The organism is Enterococcus sp. DIV0561 (assembly GCF_050539875.1).
GTDB lineage: Bacteria > Bacillota > Bacilli > Lactobacillales > Enterococcaceae > Enterococcus > Enterococcus faecalis.
The window spans coordinates 2,018,102-2,037,107 of sequence record NZ_CP172927.1; the positions used below are offsets into that span (position 1 = coordinate 2,018,102).

The window sequence follows — 19,006 nt, forward strand, 5'->3', positions numbered from 1 at the left end:
AAAGAACTTCGGCTTTTGCTGAAGTTCTTTTTTTTATTGTTCTCTATGGATAAATACGGTTTAACATACGTGGGAACGGAATCGCTTCACGAATGTGTTCATTACCAGTAATGAACGTAACAGCACGTTCTAAACCTAATCCGAAGCCAGAATGTGGCACAGAACCGTATTTACGTAAATCTAAATACCAGCTGTATTCTTCTTCAGATAAGCCAAACTCAGCTACTTTTTCTTTCAAATAATCATAATCAGTTGCACGCTCTGAACCACCGATAATTTCACCATAACCTTCTGGCGCAATTAAATCGGCACAAATTACAACATCTTCACGTGTTGGATGTGGTTTCATATAGAAGGCTTTAATTGCTTTTGGATAATTTAAAATGAATGTTGGAACGCCATAGTAATTTGAAATAAAAGTTTCATGTGGGCTACCAAAGTCTTCGCCCCATTCAATGTGATCATAATCATTGTTTGCTTCTTCTTTTTGTAATAACTCAATCGCATCATCGTAAGTAATACGTTTGAATGGTTCCGAAACATATTTTTCCAGTAAAGCTGTATCACGTTCTAAAACATCCAATGGATATTGTTGATTTTTCAATACTGATTTAATTAAATGTTTTACGTAGGCTTCTTGAATATCTAGTGATTCTTCATGAGTTGTGTATGCCATTTCTGGTTCAATCATCCAGAATTCCGTTAAGTGACGACGAGTTTTGGATTTTTCCGCGCGGAAGGTTGGTCCAAAAGTAAAGACTTTTCCAAATGCCATCGCACCAGCTTCTGCATATAATTGACCTGTTTGTGATAAGAATGCTGGTTGTCCGAAGTAATCTGTTTCAAATAATTCTGTTGTGCCTTCTGGTGCTGAGCCAGTTAAAATTGGGCTATCAATTTTAATGAATCCTTGTTCATTAAAGAACTCGTAAGTAGCACGAATAATTTCGTTACGAACTAACATGATCGCATGTTGTTTGCTTGAACGTAACCATAAATGACGATGATCCATTAAGAAATCTGTGCCGTGTTCTTTCGGCGTAATTGGGTAATCTTCTGAAGCGCCAACGACTTCTAAATCAGTGATATCCATTTCATAGCCGAATTTAGAACGGCTATCTTCTTTGATAACACCAGTAACCATGACTGCTGTTTCTTGTGATAAGTGTTTAATTTCTTGGAATTTTTCTGTACCAGCTTCTTCACCAAAGGCTTCAATGAAGTTTGGTTTGAACACGACACCTTGAAAAAAGGCTGTCCCGTCACGTAATTGTAAAAAGGCAATTTTTCCGCTTGAGCGTTTGTTAGCAATCCAAGCGCCAATTTTTACTGTTTCTCCAACATGTTTGTTTGAATCAATAATTTGAATTTGTTCCACGTTTGTCTCTCCGTTCATTTCTTAGTTTATTCTTTTAGGCGTTGTGCTGAATTCGTTTCTTTTCTATAAAGTCATTCATTCGCTCAATCGCTTTTTCTAACGTCATTAAATCTGTCGCATAGCTCATCCGCACATGTTCTGGTGCACCAAAGCCCTCTCCCGTTACCAGAGCAACATGCGCTTCTTGTAATAAATCTTCCACCCAGTTAGTCACGTTATCATACCCACAAATTTCTAACGTTTTTTTGACATTCGGGAATAGATAAAAGGCGCCTTCAGGTTTTATTAGCGAAACGCCTGGCAAAGCTGCTACTTTTGGATAGATATGATTTAGGCGTTTTTCAAAGGCCTGACGCATGTCTTCAACTGTCGACTGTTCACCTGTTAAAGCCTCAATTGCCGCATATTGGCTAACTGCGACTGGATTACTGGTGGATTGTGAAGCGAGTTGTGTCATTGCTTGAATAATTTTTTCATCCCCGACTGCAAAACCAATGCGCCAGCCTGTCATTGCATATGTTTTGGAAACGCCATTAATAATGATTGTCTGTTGGCGAATTGCTTCTGAGATGGTTGCAATTGGTGTGAACCGATGTCCATTGTACACCAAACGACCATAAATATCATCTGCAATAATGAGGATATCATGAGCAACTGCCCATTCACCAATTTGGCGTAATTCTTCTTCTGTATAAATAACACCAGTTGGGTTAGATGGTGAATTTAAAATGATTGCTTTTGTTTTGTCCGTTCGTACAGTTTCTAATTGTGCGACTGACACTTTAAATGATTGCTCTTGCGTGCTTGATACAAACACTGGCTTGCCTTCTGCTAACTTGACTTGTTCACCATAACTTACCCAATAAGGGACAGGGATAATCACTTCGTCCCCAACGTTCAAAATGGCTTGAAATAATAGATACAGCGCATATTTGGCACCATCTGTCACAATAACTTGCTTGGGTTGATAACGAAGTTGATATTCTCGTTCCACATAAGAGACAATTGCTTGCTTTAATTCAGGAATGCCGCCAGAAGGTGTGTAATAACTTGCTCTTCCATCCTCAATTGAAGCAATTGCTGCTTTTTGAATATTTTTTGGGGTTACAAAATCTGGTTCCCCAACCGTTAAGCTTAAAACATCTACATCTTTTGCTTTTAATGCTTTCGCTTTGGCGGCAGCTGCTAATGTAACAGAAGGAGTCAATTGCTGTGCTCGATTTGATACGTTCATACACCTTTCACTCCCACTTTCATCAAAACCTATCTAAATTAAATATCTTTGACAACGTTGATCTCTTCGCCTTTATCAAAGCTCATAAGATAATATGTTAGTACTCCTTGATCATTTTCGGTGACCACTTCCCATGCAGGGCGCTTATCATAAAGCCCTAACGTAGCTTTCATCACCGATTCATCGGGATGGGCTTTAGCAACAATGTCTGTTATTTGTTGTTCAGTTTGACCATCTTTTTGATTTAAGACCGTGACTTTTTCTCCCGATTTAGGGACAATCACGACAATCTCTGTGCCTTTATCATTTTTGCCGGTTAAAGTAAAATACGTATTTTTGCGTGTAAACCAGTAAAATTTATCAACTGTTTCTAAATTAGCAGAAGTTTTGGCAATTGCGGTTGCTTCTTTTTTGGCTTGAGCCATTGGTTGATTGGTTCGTACAAAAAAGATAATTATTGTTACAAGAATTGCTAAAAGGATTGCCAATAGGGTTAAAAGGACAGTAATCCGTTTCTTCTCTTTCTTTTCTTCTAATTCCTCCAAAAATCCTTCCATCCTCTCTAAACTTACTGGGTCTTATTATAGCAGAAAAATAGCGGCCTTTCACAAATATGACCTAAAAATAATCGATTATTTGTTTAAAAATTCCTTTAATTCTTCTAAAATTTCAGGCATGGGCGCTTCTTTTACTGAGAGTCCCTTGGGAAACGCTTTGATTAATCGTTTGCCATATTTTGCAGTGACTAAACGACGATCCAGAATCAGCAATGCCCCTCTGTCTTCTTCAGAACGGATTAGACGGCCCAGTGCTTGTCGCAAACGTAAGGCTGCTTTCGGTACCGCTTCTTGAGCAAATGGTTGTATCCCTTCTGCTTCTAAATACGCATATTTTGCTTGCACAAGTGGTCGTTTCGGGTTTTCAAAAGGCAAACGCGTGACTATCAATAACTGTAAAGCTGTTCCTGGTAAGTCCACACCTTCCCAAAAGCTATCGGCTCCTAGCAAGACATTCGGTTTTCCATTAGAGAACCGTTTAAGAATTTTTTCACGACTGCCGCTAATCCCTTGGGCGAGGACCTCTTGTCCTTTTTCCAATAATCTCGGCTGGACTTGATGATACACGGTGGACAATAATTCATGCGAAGTAAAAAGAACCAACAGCGAACGTTCCTCTTGCGCCATCAATTTTTCAATGGTATCTGAAATGTATTGACCCATTTCATAGGAAGAGGCATTTTGAATGGCTACTGCTTCTTCCGGTACATAGACTCGCGCATTTTCTGCATAGTTATATGGCGTTGGCAGGGTTTTGAACGTCACCTCTGTTAAACCTAACCGTTGCGGTAAATACTTTTTATTGTTGCCAAACTTCAATGTGCCGCTTGTATAAATAATTCGTTCATACCGCGGATACCACTTTGTTTCAGGAAGCAAACTAGCTTCTAAGTCATGAATTTCAATCAAGCCATGGTCTTCATTTTGTGGTAAATATTCTTTTACCCAACGTGGACGCCAATCATCAAGATAAATGGTAAAACAGTGATGAATACGTTCAATTTCATCAAAAAATTGAAACAAGCGAACAAAAACGATGCGATCAGCCAAACTAAAGGTTTCCAACTGACTCATAATTGTTTGCTGTAACTTACTTTGAATAGTTAACAACTCCTGCAGTAAAAGCTGGAGCGTTTGACTATGTTTTTCTCCCGCAGCAGATAAATAATCAATACGTTCTTTGGTTAAAAGCAACTCCTGATGGTCTATCCGCTTCTGCGTTTTACTAAATAAACGATGCAATTCAAAAAGAAAATCTTGCCATTCATCCACAAAATCCAGTAAACCTTGCTGATAAACTTTTACAAGCCGCTGCTCTTCAGAAAACTGTTGAAAAATTTGCTGTAAAGCAACAAAAAGTTGCTCTTTTTCAATAAAATGTGTGACTTGTTTTTTTAGTATCACACTGTTCACTCGTTCGCTCGCCATCCGACTAGCGATGTCTGGTAAATGATGTGCTTCATCAATAATTAGCCACGGACTTTCAGGTAATAACGGTTGTTTCCTTAGCGACTCTTGCGCCAAAAATGCATGATTAACAATCAACACGTTACTTTGAGCGACTTTTTTATACAGATGTCTTAAAAAGTCAACTTCATAAAGTTCATCTTTTTTTGAAAGAAAATCCAATCCGCGATGTGTAACTTCTTTCCAGAATAAATGATTTAAATTCGTCAATTGTAGTTCATCTAAATCGCCCGTTTCTGTTTCTAGCAACCAGACGAGAACGCCCATTTGATAAAGAGCGTATTGTTTTTGCGGAGTTGGCTGATTCAACGTTGCCTTAAAGCGTTGTAAATCAAGATAGTGTCGATGGCTTTTAATAACAATGCCTCGTAATTTCCCTTGGCAGATTTGATTGGCTAATGGTAAATCTTTTTCCACTAATTGATTTTGTAAAACAATCGAAACTGTTGAAATGATGACTGGTTTTTCTGGCGTTGCTAAATAGCTCATCGGCAACAGATAGCCTAATGTTTTTCCCGTTCCAGTCGCTGCTTCAATAAATAAATCTTTTGTCGTTCCTTCTGTAAAATGATCATAGACTAAATTCATCATCCGACTCTGTTCCGCACGATAAGCGAAACGTTCGCCAAACAGTTTTTCTTTGGCTTTTTTAGTTTTGGGATACGTGCTAGTCTGATAGAACGTTTCTTCAAAAAGAGGAACTTCTTTTTTGCGTAAAGCAATGCCACTGACCACTTGATAAGCTGGATTTAATGGTGTGACTTGTTTTTTCATTTGTTCATACGTTTGTTGAATAAAGGCACTGGTTTCCCGCGCTGTCTGTTGACTTAATTCCGCAATTTTTTCCATAGTGACTAATGGTAAAGATTTCATTTTTTCTTGAATTAATAACAAAAGTTCGGCTGTAACCTGCGCATCACTATCTGCTTGATGGGGATTCTCATGAGACAAACCTAAACTTTCCGACAAATCACTTAAACGGAAACTTTTTTCTGTCGGTAAAAAAATCTGTGCCAATTCCACTGTATCAATGGCTGGAATGGTAAGTGGCGGCGTGCCACACCGTACCAGTTCACGAGCTAAAAAATTATAATCAAAGTGGACGTTATGCGCCACAAAAATAGTATCTTCCAGATAATGATAAATTGTATGTGCTACATCTTCAAAATAAGGCGCTTTTTGAACTTGCGTATTACTAATCCCCGTTAAACTTTGAATTTGTTTTGGTACTACTTGATTGGGATTCACATCTGTCGCAAAGTTCGCAATAATCTTTCCATCTTGAACGAGAACGCATCCAAACTGAATAATCCGATCACTTGTAGGATCTGTTCCAGTCGTTTCAAGGTCAACTACTGCATACACTTGTTTGTCTTTCAATGACTTCACGCCTTTCATTCATCTTTGAAAATTATACTACAATTTATAGGATTTTCACTAGTATTTCAAAAATTCTCTTGAAATCTTTTCCAGAGATAATAAGAAAGAGCCTGAAACAAAAATCCAAAGTGATTTTTGTTTCAGGCTTAAAAGCTGATAAACTGAACGGTTTTGTCTTACCTCCTCCTAAATAAACGATTAATAACAGTCAAGGATTTTCTGCATATACTGGTTTAATTGCCCATAGCCTTCCAATTCTCTGATTACTGGGAGCGGACAACGAACCTTTTTATTAAATAGGGTCCGCTTTTCAACATATTCTGTAACTTCGTCTAAAAATTTATCTAATCCTTTTTCTAATTTCATACAACTTAACTGATTGCAAATTCGCACGTCTCCTGCCTTTTTCTTTTGAACTTGTTTAAATGATTGTGAGAATGCTTTTGCTTCAAGCATTTGTGCTTCTAACTGTCTTTTTTCAATCGTTATTTTCGGAACTGCTTGATTTCCATCAGTATCCTCTAACTGGCGACTCATAAAGCGACGATAAATTTCCTCTTCTAATTCGTCCAATTGTCGTTGAAAGTCTGCAGGAATTGTCCGACTTGATGAACTTTCTTCTTCACTTTCCATAGAGACAGCTTCTTTTTCTGGCTTCTGCTCCTCTTCTTTTTCGGCAGAATCATTCACTGAATTTAGCGAGCTTTTTTCTGTTTCTTGTGGAAAAGTAAATAAAGGTTTTGCCGCGGTGCTCTGCTGGTTTTCTTGTTTTTTTTCTGGCTGCGCTTCTTCAAATGGCGCTGGTTCAGATAACACTGGTTCTTTCGCTCGTTCTTCAAGCGCTGGTTTGTTAACAGGAAGCACTGCTTCACTTGGTGCTACAGTAGTTTCAACTTCTTGCTTTTCCAGATTATCAGGCGAGAGATTGACGTCTGGTTGTTCCGGATTAGTATCCTCTGATATTTTCAGAGATGCCTGTTCTGCGGCTATCACAGGAGAAGCTCTTTTCAAATGGATCGTTTTTATTTGTCTAGAAATGACGGGATTTCTCGTTTGATTAACGGCTTCATTTAAGGAAACTAAATTTTCTTTTAAAAGTGTCAACATTTCACGTAAGACAGCAATTTCACCAGCTAATTCCGTTATTTGATTTTCTTGCGGCACTACTTGCACATTGGTTTCATTCGTACGGACTGTTTTTTTATTTTTAGTTGTCGGTATTTCATACATCCATTGTTTTAGTGCGAATCGTAAGTCACGAGTGGTCGGCTCAAAGCTTCCAAAATAAACAGTGTAGTACATTAACTCCGTTTCAACATAGACATAAATCTTTTTAACAATTAACTCTTCAAACTGTTCTGATTCATCCCAACTTTCACATAAAGCCTCAAAAAATTGTTCCCCTTCTGCTAAATTTTGATACTCTTTCGCTAAATAAAGCTTGCGAATTAAGTAAAAATTATACGGTGTTTCAACATTATCCGCATAAATTTCTCGTCCTAAAAAATCTGGATTCGTTTCTTTACAAAGAAAGACCGTTTTCTCTTCTGGTTGTGTTTCAAGTGTTTTAGTCATGAGGTTCACTTCCTTTTTCTCCGTTAATAACCATTTTTAATGATAGATACCTTTAGTATACAGGAGAAATTCTTCTGATTTTCTCATGTTTTTAAGAGACAACAGAAATTTTAGAGAAAAATCGATAGAAAAAAACGTGAGACAAACAGTCCTATTGACCATTTATCTCACGCAAAATACTTAAACTGACTATTTTATCCTTGAAACATGCAACCAATTATTCTGCTGAATCAATTGGCAAAATTGTGTCTTTTTTCTCGCGACGTGCAATTGCTGGTAAAATCATTCCTAATAGAATTAAGACGATTGGTGTTACAATGTTAGAAGCTAATTGGAACAACCAGCCTTGAGGGTCTGAGGCATACTCAAATTTAGGCACCATTCCTAGGATACAAGCAAAGGCTGTAAATAGGAAACACCAGAGACCAAACACAAAACCAATTTTAGGATTTTTAACAAATTTATATTCTGCATTAAATTGTTTGTATGCTTTGTTTAGAAGCATATAGGCAAAGAAGACCCACAAGTAACGCATTGGCATAACTACAGAATTTAAGTTAGTTAGCCATTTAACCACTTCGTTCATGTCCTTCAACCCAAACATCGGTAAAGCGATAATAATACTTACTAAAATACCTGTTAATAGGTAACCATTAATTAACGTACCTTTTTTCGTACGTTTACGTAACCAACTTGGAACAAATTCTGGATCTGCTTCAGCTAAAAGAATTTTCAGTGGAGCATCAATTGAAAAGGCTAACGCAGCCACTTGACCCACTGTATTCGTCAAAGCATAAACAATCATTAAGAGATTACCGACACCATAATATGCGCCTAATTTTTGGAAGGCACTGTAGGCACCATTTGCCATTAAATCTTTAGGAATATTGTCACTTGAGAATAACATTCCCATTGCAAATGAACCTAAAACAGCCGATAAACCAACCATTGCTGCTAGGAAAATCATTCCTTTAGGGAACTCTTTGGCTGGATTTTTAGTTGCATTTACGTAAGGAGAAATTTTTTCAGCGCCACCTACCGCAAAAACTAACATTGATACGGTTGTAAAATAACTAAAGTCAAATTTAGGAATGTAAGTGCTGACTTGTGACATGTTTGGCGTCGCAAATTCAACCGTTGAATTAATAAATGGTGCGCCTACCGCTAATAAAATGAATAAAATAGACATCACAAACATGGCGGTTCCAGCTAAACCACCAATAACTTTTAAGGTGGTTAACCCTTTTGTTGATAATAACAAGAAAACCAAGAAAATTATTAATGAAATAAATGATACCGTTACGATTGGCATCGTATTGACTAGGTTTCCATTCCCTTGAACTGCCCAGCCTAAGGCAATTAAAATTGCTTGTGGTTTTTGTGCCAAGTAAGGAATGTGCACTACCCAATAAGTCCATGCTGCATAATAGGCTAGACGTTTAGTACTGGTATTTTGCACCCACGAACTAACCCCACCATTACTGTCTTTAAATGTTGAACCTAACTGTCCTACGATTAACGCATAGGGAATAAAATATAAAACTAAAATCAAAAGCCATGAAGTGACCACTGAAATCCCTTGTTGTGCATAATTATTCACAACATTTCCAAGACCCCAGACCATGTTAAAGGCAATTAACCCGACGGTGAACCATCGTAATTGCTTTTTGTCCATATAACCAATTCCTTTCTTATTAAAAAAATAAAGCTCTTCATTTATCATAAGCATTTTACTTTTTATGCACAAGCTTAACATAATTAAATAAAGATGGCTTTTTAATAAGTAATTAAAACGCTTCTAGCAATGGTTTTCTAATTTATTTGATTGCTAAAAAAGGGGCGATGAATAAGTCGCTTCACCGCCCCTTTTCTAAGAGATTTTTCTTTTATAACATATCAAATAGTGATAATTGGTTTTCATCTGGCAAGTCTTTTAAGACACCATTTTCATTCATGTATTCAATTAACGTTTTAGAAACTTTACCGCGTGTTGCCAAATCTTCTTTCGACAAGAACGGTTGCTCTTCTCGTGCAGCGACAATGGCTTTCGCTACGTTGAGTCCTAAACTTGGCACTGCTCGGAAAGGTGCAATCAAGGTATCCCCTTCAATCACAAAATTTTCAGCATCTGATTTGTACAAATCAATCATGCCAAATTTATATCCCCGTTCCAACATTTCATTACATAATTCTAAAACCGTTAATAAGTTTTTCTCTTTAGTGGAGGCGTCCATCCCCTTGTCCGTAATTTCTTTCATTCGTGCTTTCACAGCTTCTTTCCCTTGTGACATTGCCACTAAGTCAAAGTCATCCGCCCGAACGGAGAAAAATGCACAGTAATATAAGATTGGGAAATAAACTTTAAAGTAAGCGACCCGCAATGCCATTAATACGTATGCTGCCGCATGGGCTTTCGGGAACATATATTTAATTTTAGAACAAGAATCAATATACCAGTCAGGGACGTTGTTTTCCTTCATCGCATTTAAATACGTATCCCGTAGTTCATCAGGAATCTTATTCCATTGTCCTTTACGTACCGTTTCCATAATCTTAAAGGCCATCCCACTGTCCAAACCAGCATGAATTAAATAAACCATGATATCATCACGACAACCAATTACTTCAGCAAGATTGGCTTCGCCACGGCGAATCAACTCTTCTGCATTCCCTAGCCACACATCGGTTCCGTGAGACAGTCCAGAAATTTGAAGTAATTCTGCAAAAGTTGATGGATGGGTCTGCTCTAACATGCCTCGAACGAAACGTGTTCCAAATTCAGGAATTCCTAACGTTCCTGTTTTAGAATAAATTTGCTCTGCATCCACACCTAGAACCTCAGGTCCTTCAAAAATACGCATCACTTCTGGATCGTCTGTTGGGATGGTTTTTGGCTCAATCCCAGATAAATCTTGTAACATCCGAATCACGGTTGGATCATCATGTCCCAGAATATCAAGTTTTAAAATATTATCGTGAATGGAATGGAAATCAAAGTGCGTCGTTTTCCATTCTGCCTCTTGATCATCAGCAGGGTATTGAATTGGCGTAAAGTCATAAACATCCATGTAATCAGGAATTACAATAATACCGCCGGGATGCTGCCCAGTCGTCCGTTTAACCCCTGTTGAACCTTTGGCTAAGCGATCAATTTCAGCGCCGCGCAAATGTAAATTATGATCTCTTTCATATCCTTTAACAAAGCCATACGCTGTTTTGTCGGCTACTGTACCAATGGTTCCTGCCCGGTAAACATATTCTTCACCAAAAAGAACTTTCGTGTAGTTATGGGCTTCGGCTTGATAATCGCCAGAAAAGTTCAAATCGATATCGGGAACTTTGTCGCCATGGAACCCTAAGAACGTTTCAAAAGGAATATCGTGACCATCTTTAAACAATCGAGCGCCACATTTTGGACAGGCTTTTTCAGGCATATCAAACCCTGAACCATAGGAACCATCTTCATAGAACTCAGAATATTGACACTCAGGACAATAATAATGTGGCGCTAAAGGATTTACTTCAGTAATCCCTGTCATTGTCGCAACAAAACTCGAACCTACAGAGCCCCGTGAACCAACTAAATAGCCATCTTCATTACTTTTATGCACCAGTTTTTGAGAAATTAAATAAATGACCGAGAAACCATTTCCGTTAATCGAATTCAGTTCCTTTTCTAACCGTTTTTCGACAATTTCTGGTAAAGGATCGCCATACAATTCGCGCGCACGATTGTAGCTTAAATCAGTGATTTCTTGTTCAGACCCAGGAATTTTCGGCGTATACAAATCGTCTTTTACTGGAATAACTTCTTCACATAAATCAGCGACTTTGTTGGGATTTTCTACTACAATTCGCTTAGCGACGTCTTGTCCTAAAAATTGAAATTCCGTTAACATTTCATCGGTGGTTCTGAAATGAACCTTTGGTAAACTATGGCGATTTAACGGATTAGCGCCACCCATAGACCCGACTAAAATTTTCCGATAGATGGCATCTTCTTCATTTAAATAATGAACATTTCCAGTGGCGACAACCAGCTTGCCAAGTTCGTCACCGATTTTCACTAGATTACTAATAATTTCTTCCAAATCTGCTTCATTTTTCACCAATTCTTGTTCAATTAATGGCGCGTAAACTGGTTTGGGCATAACTTCAATATAATCGTAGAATTTGGCACGATTTTTTGCTTCTTCGACACCTTTTTGCATCATTGCTTCAAAAATTTCGCCGTTTGAACATGCGGAACCGATTAAAAGCCCTTCTCTTAACTTCGATAATTGCGAACGAGGAATCCGTGGTACTCGGAAAAAATAATCTACATTGGACATCGAAATCAATTTAAAAAGATTTTTTAATCCTGCTTGAGTTGTTGCTAAAATCGTTGCATGGAAAGGTCGAGCTCGTTTGTATGAGTCTCCTTCGCCAATATGACGATTCAAATCATCATGGAAATGCATATCATGATTCTCTTTCGCTTCTTTTAAGAAAATCCAGCACAAATGACCCGTTGATTCCGAGTCATAGATGGCGCGGTGATGTTGTTCTAAGTTGACGCCAAATTTTTTCGATAAGGTATTTAGACGATGGCTTTTGAAATGTGGATACAAGAATCTGGATAATTCTAATGTATCGATGACGGGATTAGCCGCTTCCGGTATTCCATGTTTGCCATAACTTGTGTTTAAGAACCCCATATCAAAAGAAGCGTTGTGGGCCACTAAAATAGTTCCTTCTGAAAACTCTTTAAACATGCGTAAAACTTCTTCTTCGGATTTTGAACCGCGCACCATTTCATCTGTAATCCCAGTTAAATTGATCGTTGTTTGAGATAATGGATGGCCAGGATCAATAAATTGCTCAAATGTCTCAATGACATTTCCTTTATGCATTTTGACAGCGGCCAATTCAATAATGGTATCATAAACAGCGGAAAGCCCCGTTGTTTCCACGTCAAAGACCACATAGGTAGCATCTGTTAATTCAATATGTTCTTCGTTGTAAGCAATGGGTACACCATCATCAACAATATTAGCTTCCACGCCGTATAAAATTTTAACGCCTGCTTTTTTACCTGCAGCATGGGCATCAGGAAACGCTTGGGCGCCGCCATGATCCGTAATTGCGATGGCCTTGTGACCCCATTTCCCCGCTTGCGCCACCAAGTCACCGACTTTATTGGTCGCATCCATTGTACTCATGTTACTATGCATGTGTAATTCTACACGTTTTTCACCTTCTGGCGCGTAGTCTTTTCTTGGCGCATGGGCGACTTCCATCAAATCTTGGGCATTCATGACTAAATCACGCATGAAGGTATCTTCTTGTACACTACCACGAACACGAATCCAACTTTGCGGTTGAATCGCATCAAAAACTTGTTCATCTTTTTCCCCATTCGAAAATTTCTTCACCACGAAAGAGGAAGTATAATCAGTAATTTTCAAAATTAAAATTTTTCGTTTAGAACGCAATTCACGCACTTCTTTATCAAAAATAAAGCCTTCAATCGTTATCCGACGTTCTTCTTCCAGTATGTTTCCCATTGGCATAATGGGTTCATCATTGGGAATATTCCGACCTAAACGAATTGGACCATCAAACGCAGGCGCTTGTTGTTGTTTTTCTTTTTTCATTTGTTCATGTTTAACAAGCGATTCAGCAGCTTGTTGTTGAAAGGCTGCGGCTTGTTCTAATTTTTGCTCTTCAAACTTTTTCAGCACTTCTGCAGCTTGCTGTTGATCCATTTTTGGTTCAATATGAAATTTAGGAAACCCGTAAGAGAAATAAAGTTCCTCAATAATTGGTAAATATTGTTGCTTCAAATAAGGAATAACTGCTTCATTATCAACAGGTAAGATAATTTTCCGATCTTCAAATTGTGGTGTCTGTGTTTTTAAGACTTTCTGAACTAACGGCGTATTGCATTGACTATTTAACAAGGCCAACTGCCAATAATCCGTTAATTGTTCCTCAGTAAATGTTGTCTGATTTGTGGTTATTTGAACGGAAACCTGCGCAATTTGTTGAAAAGCTAGTTCCAATTGTTGCATAAATGTTTGATATAGCATCACTGGCATCAATTCATCAAAACTTAAATGAAATTCCCATAAGCGACTTTGTTGGTGAACAATGACCTTGTCAATCCGGCCATTTTGAATTAAGGGATGTTCTTTCGCTGTGTCATCTAACTGAATTTGCGTCATCAGTTTATCAAATAAATCGCGTGCTTTTTCTGTCACAAAATGAACCTCCTTCTATCATTGAAAAAAGGCCCTCAGACAAATCTGTCAAGTGCCTTTTTCGGTTTCTCTGCATTCGCTTCTCTATTAAGTATACTCGTTTTTTGTAAAAAAACAATCTTGTTTCTTTTCTAAAAAGAGCTAAGAAGAGCTTGAAACAAAAATCACTTTAGATTTTTGTTTCAAGCTTAAACGCTGATAAGTGGCGGAAACAGTTTATCCTAATCATTCTGTCCGCCCTTTTCATTATTATTCCGCTTCTGATGTTGTGTTCATCAAAATAGAAAGTGTGCTTTCTAATTCTTCTTTGCGTACTTCTAACATTTCACCAGTACGTTTGATTTTGACTTCTACCACACCATCGACTGCTTTTTTCCCGACTGTGATACGGATTGGACAACCAATTAAATCAGCATCAGCAAATTTTACGCCTGCGCGCTCGTTGCGGTCATCAACTAATACTTCGTAGCCCGCTTCAGTCATCATTGCTTCAACTTCTTGTGATAGTTTTGTTTGGTACTCATCTTTCACATTCATTTGAACCACGTGTAAATCAAATGGCGCAATCCCTGTTGGCCAATTAATACCACGCTCGTCTGCATTTTGTTCAACGATTGCTGAAAGTAAACGACTAACGCCGATGCCATAGCAACCCATGATCACTGATTTTTCACGACCGTTTTCATCTAAAACTGTTGCGCCCATAGCATCACTATAACGCGTTCCTAATTTAAAGATATGACCAATTTCGATTCCTTTAGTAAATGCTAAGACGCCATTGCCATCAGGAGAAGGATCGCCTTCTTGAACAAAGCGTAAATCTTCGTAACTAATTGGTTGGAAGTCACGATCTGGATTTACATTTGTCAAATGATAGCCATCTTCGTTAGCCCCAACAATGGCGTTGGCTAAATCTTGAACAGCTAAATCTGCATAAATTTTAACATCTTCGGCAACATTGACTGGACCAATTGAACCAAAGCCAGCTCCTAAGACACGGCGAGCATCTTCTTCTGTTGCTTCATCTAGGAAATCAGCGCCTAAGAAGTTTTTCAATTTGACGTCATTGACATCATGATCGCCACGAACCAAGACCATTACTGGCTCTTCATCGGCAATAAATAGTACTGATTTAATAATACGTTGTGGCTCAACTTCAAAGAAGTTTGCCACTTCGGCAATTGTACCCACTTCTGGTGTTGCAATTTTTTCTAAATCTAATTGTGTTTCATGTGATTTTTTCGGCGTATAAAGACTTGTTGCCATTTCTAAATTGGCAGCATAATCACTTTCTGTTGAATAGCAAATAGTATCTTCCCCAATTTCAGAAATCGCCATAAATTCTTTAGAATCTTTACCACCCATGGCACCACCGTCCCCAATAATGGCACGGAATTCTAGTCCACAGCGTTCAAAAATGCGTGAGTAAGCTTTTTCGTAATCACGGTATGATTGATCTAAACTAGCTTCATCGGCATGGAAAGAATAGCCATCTTTCATGATAAATTCACGGCCTCTTAATAAGCCAGAACGTGGGCGTTTTTCATCACGATATTTTGTTTGAATTTGGTATAAATTCAAAGGTAATCGTTTGTAAGAATTGATTTCATCACGAATTAATTCTGTGAAGGTTTCTTCATGCGTTGGGCCTAAGATATAGTCACGGTCATTGCGATCTTTTAAGCGATACAAGTTAGGTCCATAAGTTTCATAACGGCCTGATTCTTTCCAAAGTTCTGCTGGTAATAACGCAGGCATTAACATTTCAACTGCATCAATTTTCTCAAATTCTTCTCGCATAATCGTTTTTAATTTTTCTAAAACACGATTGGCTAAAGGTAAATAAGAATAGATCCCTGCAGCGACTTGACGAATATAGCCTGCGCGCAACAGAATTTGATGACTTAAGACTTCTGCATCATTTGGTACTTCTCTTAACGTTGGAATTAACATTTTTGACTGTTTCATTAAAACTCTCCTCTATTTTAAAATCAACTATTTTTGATTTCTTTACACACTTTTTTACTTAAGCTTTCTCCTTAAAAGAAAAAGCGTTGAATATCGTTCCAAGTAACTAACACCATTAACACCATGACAAACCCAAAGCCAATTAACGTAATGATGCCTTCTTTTTCAGGACTAATTGGTTTTCCACGTACACCTTCAATAATGTTTAAGACAATTTTCCCGCCATCTAAAGCTGGGATCGGCAACAAATTAATAATCCCTAAGTTCATTGACAACATGGCCATTAAGAATACAACTGTACTTACTCCAGCATTGGATGCTTCTTCCGATAATTTAAACATCATGACTGGCCCACCTAGTTTGTTTAAGCTAAAACCGGTGAATAGCGAGCCGAGTGCTTTAAAAATCTGTGTCGTACTATTTAAAGTATCCTGAATACCGCCCATCAATTTTGACGGTAAATCGGTTTTCATATAAGGATAAACGCCGACTTTACCAATCGTTTGTTTTTCCACTTTTTGTTTTTCTGGTGTCACTGTTAGTTGCTCTTCTTTGCCGTTACGCTCAACTACGAACGTTAACGGCTTTTCGGGGTTCTTCTGCACAATGGTTGTAAAATCTTCGTATTTTTTGATTTTTTGATTATTAATCGATAAGACTTTATCGTTTTCTTTCAACCCAGCTTCTGCGGCTGGGCCATTAGGAATCACTTGTCCAATTTGATTCGTGTTTAAATCAGTGACGCCTCCTTGTAGAAAGACCGCTAACGTAAATAGAATAAACCCTAAGATAAAGTTATTCATGGGTCCCGCAAAGTTCGTTAAAATGCGTTGCGATAATTTCGCTGATTGAAATTGAACGTCAAGTGGCGCAATCCGCACCTCGGTACCATCACTTTCAATAATCGTTGCATCATGGTCAACTTTATAAACGGTTTCTTCTTCCTCGTTTCCATTGACATAGCCCTTGATGAATAATTCTTTTTCAAGATCAAAATCAACGACTTCCATCGGAATACTATGAGGTAATTGTACTTTTTTACTTGTATTAATTTTAACCACATTACCCACGGCATTTAACTCAACAGATAGAGGCATACCTGGTGTAATTTCTGTCATGTCTTCGCCCATCCCAGCCATTCGCACATAGCCACCAATCGGCAATAAGCGAATCGTATAAGTGGTGCCATCTTTTCCACGATGCGCAAAAATCTTTGGTCCCATTCCGATTGCAAACTCACGAACTAAAATACCCGCTCGTTTTGCAAAATAAAAGTGGCCAAATTCATGTACGAGGACAAGAATACCGAAGACAATAATGAATGTGATAATTGTTTTCATAGATGCCCTTCTTCCTTCATTCACTGACGTTCAGTGCTTTTTATTATTACATGGGAAAGTCTCGTAAAACTTGCTCTGTTCCCTTCCCGATAAACCAGTGCAACTGTTTACTGAGAACAGTCGCCACTGTTAGTGAACAAATCTTTCCTTATGTAAGACAAGTTTTATTTTAGCATATTCACTCATAAATAACCATTGGACTTGACCACTTCGCCTAGATATTTTGTGTTTTTTTAGAAAATCCGTTAATTTGAGAACGTTGCTTTAAAAATTCAATAAGAATGTGGTTTGTTTAGCTCGTTATAGAAAAAATATAAGCTATAGTTGATTGGTTCTAATAGAAATACCTTTGAATAGATAAGGGAATTTCTTATTTGTTTTTTGCAAGGCAGAACGGTAGTTGTTAAAGAAAGAAACCAGCGTTAGACGCTGGTTTCTTGAAGTATGTTGTTGGTTTGAGGTTTTAACCTACACTACCTTCCATCTCATAACTAATCAACCGATTCAACTCAACCGCATATTCCATCGGTAATTCTTTCGTAAATGGTTCAACAAAGCCCATAACAATCATTTCTGTCGCTTCGGCTTCAGATAAGCCGCGACTCATTAAATAATATAATTGTTCTTCAGAAATTTTTGAAACTTTGGCTTCGTGTTCTAAGGACACTTGGCTGTTATGGATTTCGTTAAACGGAATCGTATCTGATTTTGATTTTTCGTCCATGATAATCGTGTCGCATTCGATGTGGGAAATCGAGCCCGCGCTGTCTTTTCCAAAAGTCACTTGGCCACGGTAGTTAACTTCGCCGCCGTCTTTAGCAATTGATTTTGAAACAATTGAGCTAGAGGTATTCGGCGCATTGTGAATCATTTTGGCCCCAGTATCTTGGATTTGGTTAGCACCAGCAAAGGCAATCGATAACATCGTGCCACGGGCGCCTTTGCCATCTAAGTAAACGCTTGGATATTTCATGGTTGTTTTAGCTCCTAGGTTACCATCAATCCATTCGACAGTGGCACCTTCGTAAGCTTTAGCACGTTTGGTTACTAAGTTGTAGACGTTATCTGACCAGTTTTGAATAGTGGTATAACGACAATAAGCATCTTTTCTTGTAAAAATTTCTACGATGGCCGCATGCAAGCTGTTACTTGAATACGTGGGTGCCGTACAACCTTCAACATAGTGAACGCTAGCCCCTTCATCGACAATAATCAAGGTCCGTTCAAATTGGCCGGTATTTTCAGCGTTGATTCGGAAATATGTTTGTAATGGTACATCAACTCGAACGCCTTTTGGTACATAAATAAAGGTTCCACCTGACCAAACAGCTGAGTTTAAAGCGGCCAGTTTATTATCTGTTGGTGGCACAAGTTTTGAAAAATACTCTTTGAATAAGTCAGGATATTCTTTTAAAGCAGAGTCAGTATCTGTAAAAATGATGCCTAATTTTTCAAATTCTTCTTTCATGTTGTGGTAAACAACTTCTGATTCATATTGAGCCGAAGCCCCAGCTAGATAAGCACGCTCAGCTTCGGGAATCCCAATTTTTTCAAAGGTTTCTTTGATTTTATCAGGTACATCATCCCAATCGCGTGCGGGTTTGTCACTCGGTTTTTGGTAATATTTAATTTTACTAAAGTCAATATCTGACAGGTCTGGACCCCATTCTTGCATGGGCATTTTATTGAATTGTTCTAACGATTTTAAACGGAAGTCAAGCATCCATTCTGGTTCGCCTTTCACGCGAGAAATTTCGCGAACGACGTCTTCGGTTAGGCCGTCTCCGGTACTAAAGACTGGTTCCACATCGTCGTGAAAGCCAAATTTATATTCTTCTAATTCAGGTACTGTACTCAATTCGTCG

Annotated in this window: 10 protein-coding genes; all 10 read right to left on the reverse strand. The window is 38.2% G+C overall.

The window, feature by feature from the left end; translation table 11 throughout:
- Window positions 1-43: 43 nt before the first annotated feature.
- The 10 genes from asnS to sufB all read right to left on the reverse strand — a co-directional run bounded on the left by asnS (window position 44) and on the right by sufB (window position 18,999).
- Window positions 44-1,396 (reverse strand): asparagine--tRNA ligase, encoded by a 1,353-nt coding sequence (gene asnS, locus IGM13_RS09715; protein ID WP_002376912.1) that lies wholly within the window; start codon window positions 1,394-1,396, stop codon window positions 44-46.
- Between the two features lie 16 nt (window positions 1,397-1,412).
- On the reverse strand, window positions 1,413-2,612 hold the full coding sequence (locus tag IGM13_RS09720; RefSeq protein WP_002420046.1) for a pyridoxal phosphate-dependent aminotransferase: 1,200 nt from the start codon (window positions 2,610-2,612) through the stop codon (window positions 1,413-1,415).
- A 38-nt stretch (window positions 2,613-2,650) separates the two neighbouring features.
- The gene (locus tag IGM13_RS09725) at window positions 2,651-3,169 is read right to left on the reverse strand and encodes a DUF5590 domain-containing protein (RefSeq protein WP_002382785.1); all 519 of its coding nucleotides are present in this window, start codon (window positions 3,167-3,169) and stop codon (window positions 2,651-2,653) included.
- A gap of 75 nt (window positions 3,170-3,244) precedes the next feature.
- Window positions 3,245-6,034 carry an ATP-dependent DNA helicase DinG gene (locus IGM13_RS09730; RefSeq protein ID WP_002420044.1) on the reverse strand — a complete coding sequence of 930 codons (2,790 nt, stop codon included), beginning with the start codon at window positions 6,032-6,034 and terminating at the stop codon, window positions 3,245-3,247.
- Window positions 6,035-6,214: 180 nt separating this feature from the next.
- Entirely contained in the window at window positions 6,215-7,591 is a 1,377-nt protein-coding gene (locus IGM13_RS09735) for a hypothetical protein (protein WP_002420043.1), read from the reverse strand.
- A 217-nt stretch (window positions 7,592-7,808) separates the two neighbouring features.
- Window positions 7,809-9,266, reverse strand: a complete 1,458-nt coding sequence (locus tag IGM13_RS09740; RefSeq protein WP_025188664.1) for an amino acid permease — start codon at window positions 9,264-9,266, stop codon at window positions 7,809-7,811.
- A 211-nt stretch (window positions 9,267-9,477) separates the two neighbouring features.
- A complete protein-coding gene (locus IGM13_RS09745) occupies window positions 9,478-13,833 on the reverse strand; it encodes a PolC-type DNA polymerase III (RefSeq protein ID WP_002400824.1) in 4,356 nt (1,451 codons plus the stop codon).
- Window positions 13,834-14,082: 249 nt separating this feature from the next.
- Window positions 14,083-15,801, reverse strand: a complete 1,719-nt coding sequence (locus tag IGM13_RS09750) for a proline--tRNA ligase (RefSeq protein ID WP_002400832.1) — start codon at window positions 15,799-15,801, stop codon at window positions 14,083-14,085.
- A gap of 71 nt (window positions 15,802-15,872) precedes the next feature.
- Window positions 15,873-17,141 (reverse strand): RIP metalloprotease RseP, encoded by a 1,269-nt coding sequence (gene rseP, locus IGM13_RS09755; protein ID WP_002362168.1) that lies wholly within the window; start codon window positions 17,139-17,141, stop codon window positions 15,873-15,875.
- A gap of 463 nt (window positions 17,142-17,604) precedes the next feature.
- Window positions 17,605-18,999, reverse strand: a complete 1,395-nt coding sequence (sufB, locus tag IGM13_RS09760; RefSeq protein WP_002356769.1) for a Fe-S cluster assembly protein SufB — start codon at window positions 18,997-18,999, stop codon at window positions 17,605-17,607.
- Window positions 19,000-19,006 lie beyond the last annotated feature (7 nt).

Bases quoted from the DNA above. Each gene is read 5' to 3' on its own strand.
- IGM13_RS09720 (WP_002420046.1), bottom strand. From the start codon at position 2,612: ATGAACGTATCAAATCGAGCACAGCAATTGACTCCTTCTGTTACATTA.
- IGM13_RS09725 (WP_002382785.1), bottom strand. From the start codon at position 3,169: ATGGAAGGATTTTTGGAGGAATTAGAAGAAAAGAAAGAGAAGAAACGG.
- IGM13_RS09740 (WP_025188664.1), bottom strand. From the start codon at position 9,266: ATGGACAAAAAGCAATTACGATGGTTCACCGTCGGGTTAATTGCCTTT.
- asnS (WP_002376912.1), bottom strand. From the start codon at position 1,396: ATGAACGGAGAGACAAACGTGGAACAAATTCAAATTATTGATTCAAAC.
- IGM13_RS09735 (WP_002420043.1), bottom strand. From the start codon at position 7,591: ATGACTAAAACACTTGAAACACAACCAGAAGAGAAAACGGTCTTTCTT.
- IGM13_RS09730 (WP_002420044.1), bottom strand. From the start codon at position 6,034: ATGAAAGGCGTGAAGTCATTGAAAGACAAACAAGTGTATGCAGTAGTT.
- IGM13_RS09750 (WP_002400832.1), bottom strand. From the start codon at position 15,801: ATGAAACAGTCAAAAATGTTAATTCCAACGTTAAGAGAAGTACCAAAT.
- rseP (WP_002362168.1), bottom strand. From the start codon at position 17,141: ATGAAAACAATTATCACATTCATTATTGTCTTCGGTATTCTTGTCCTC.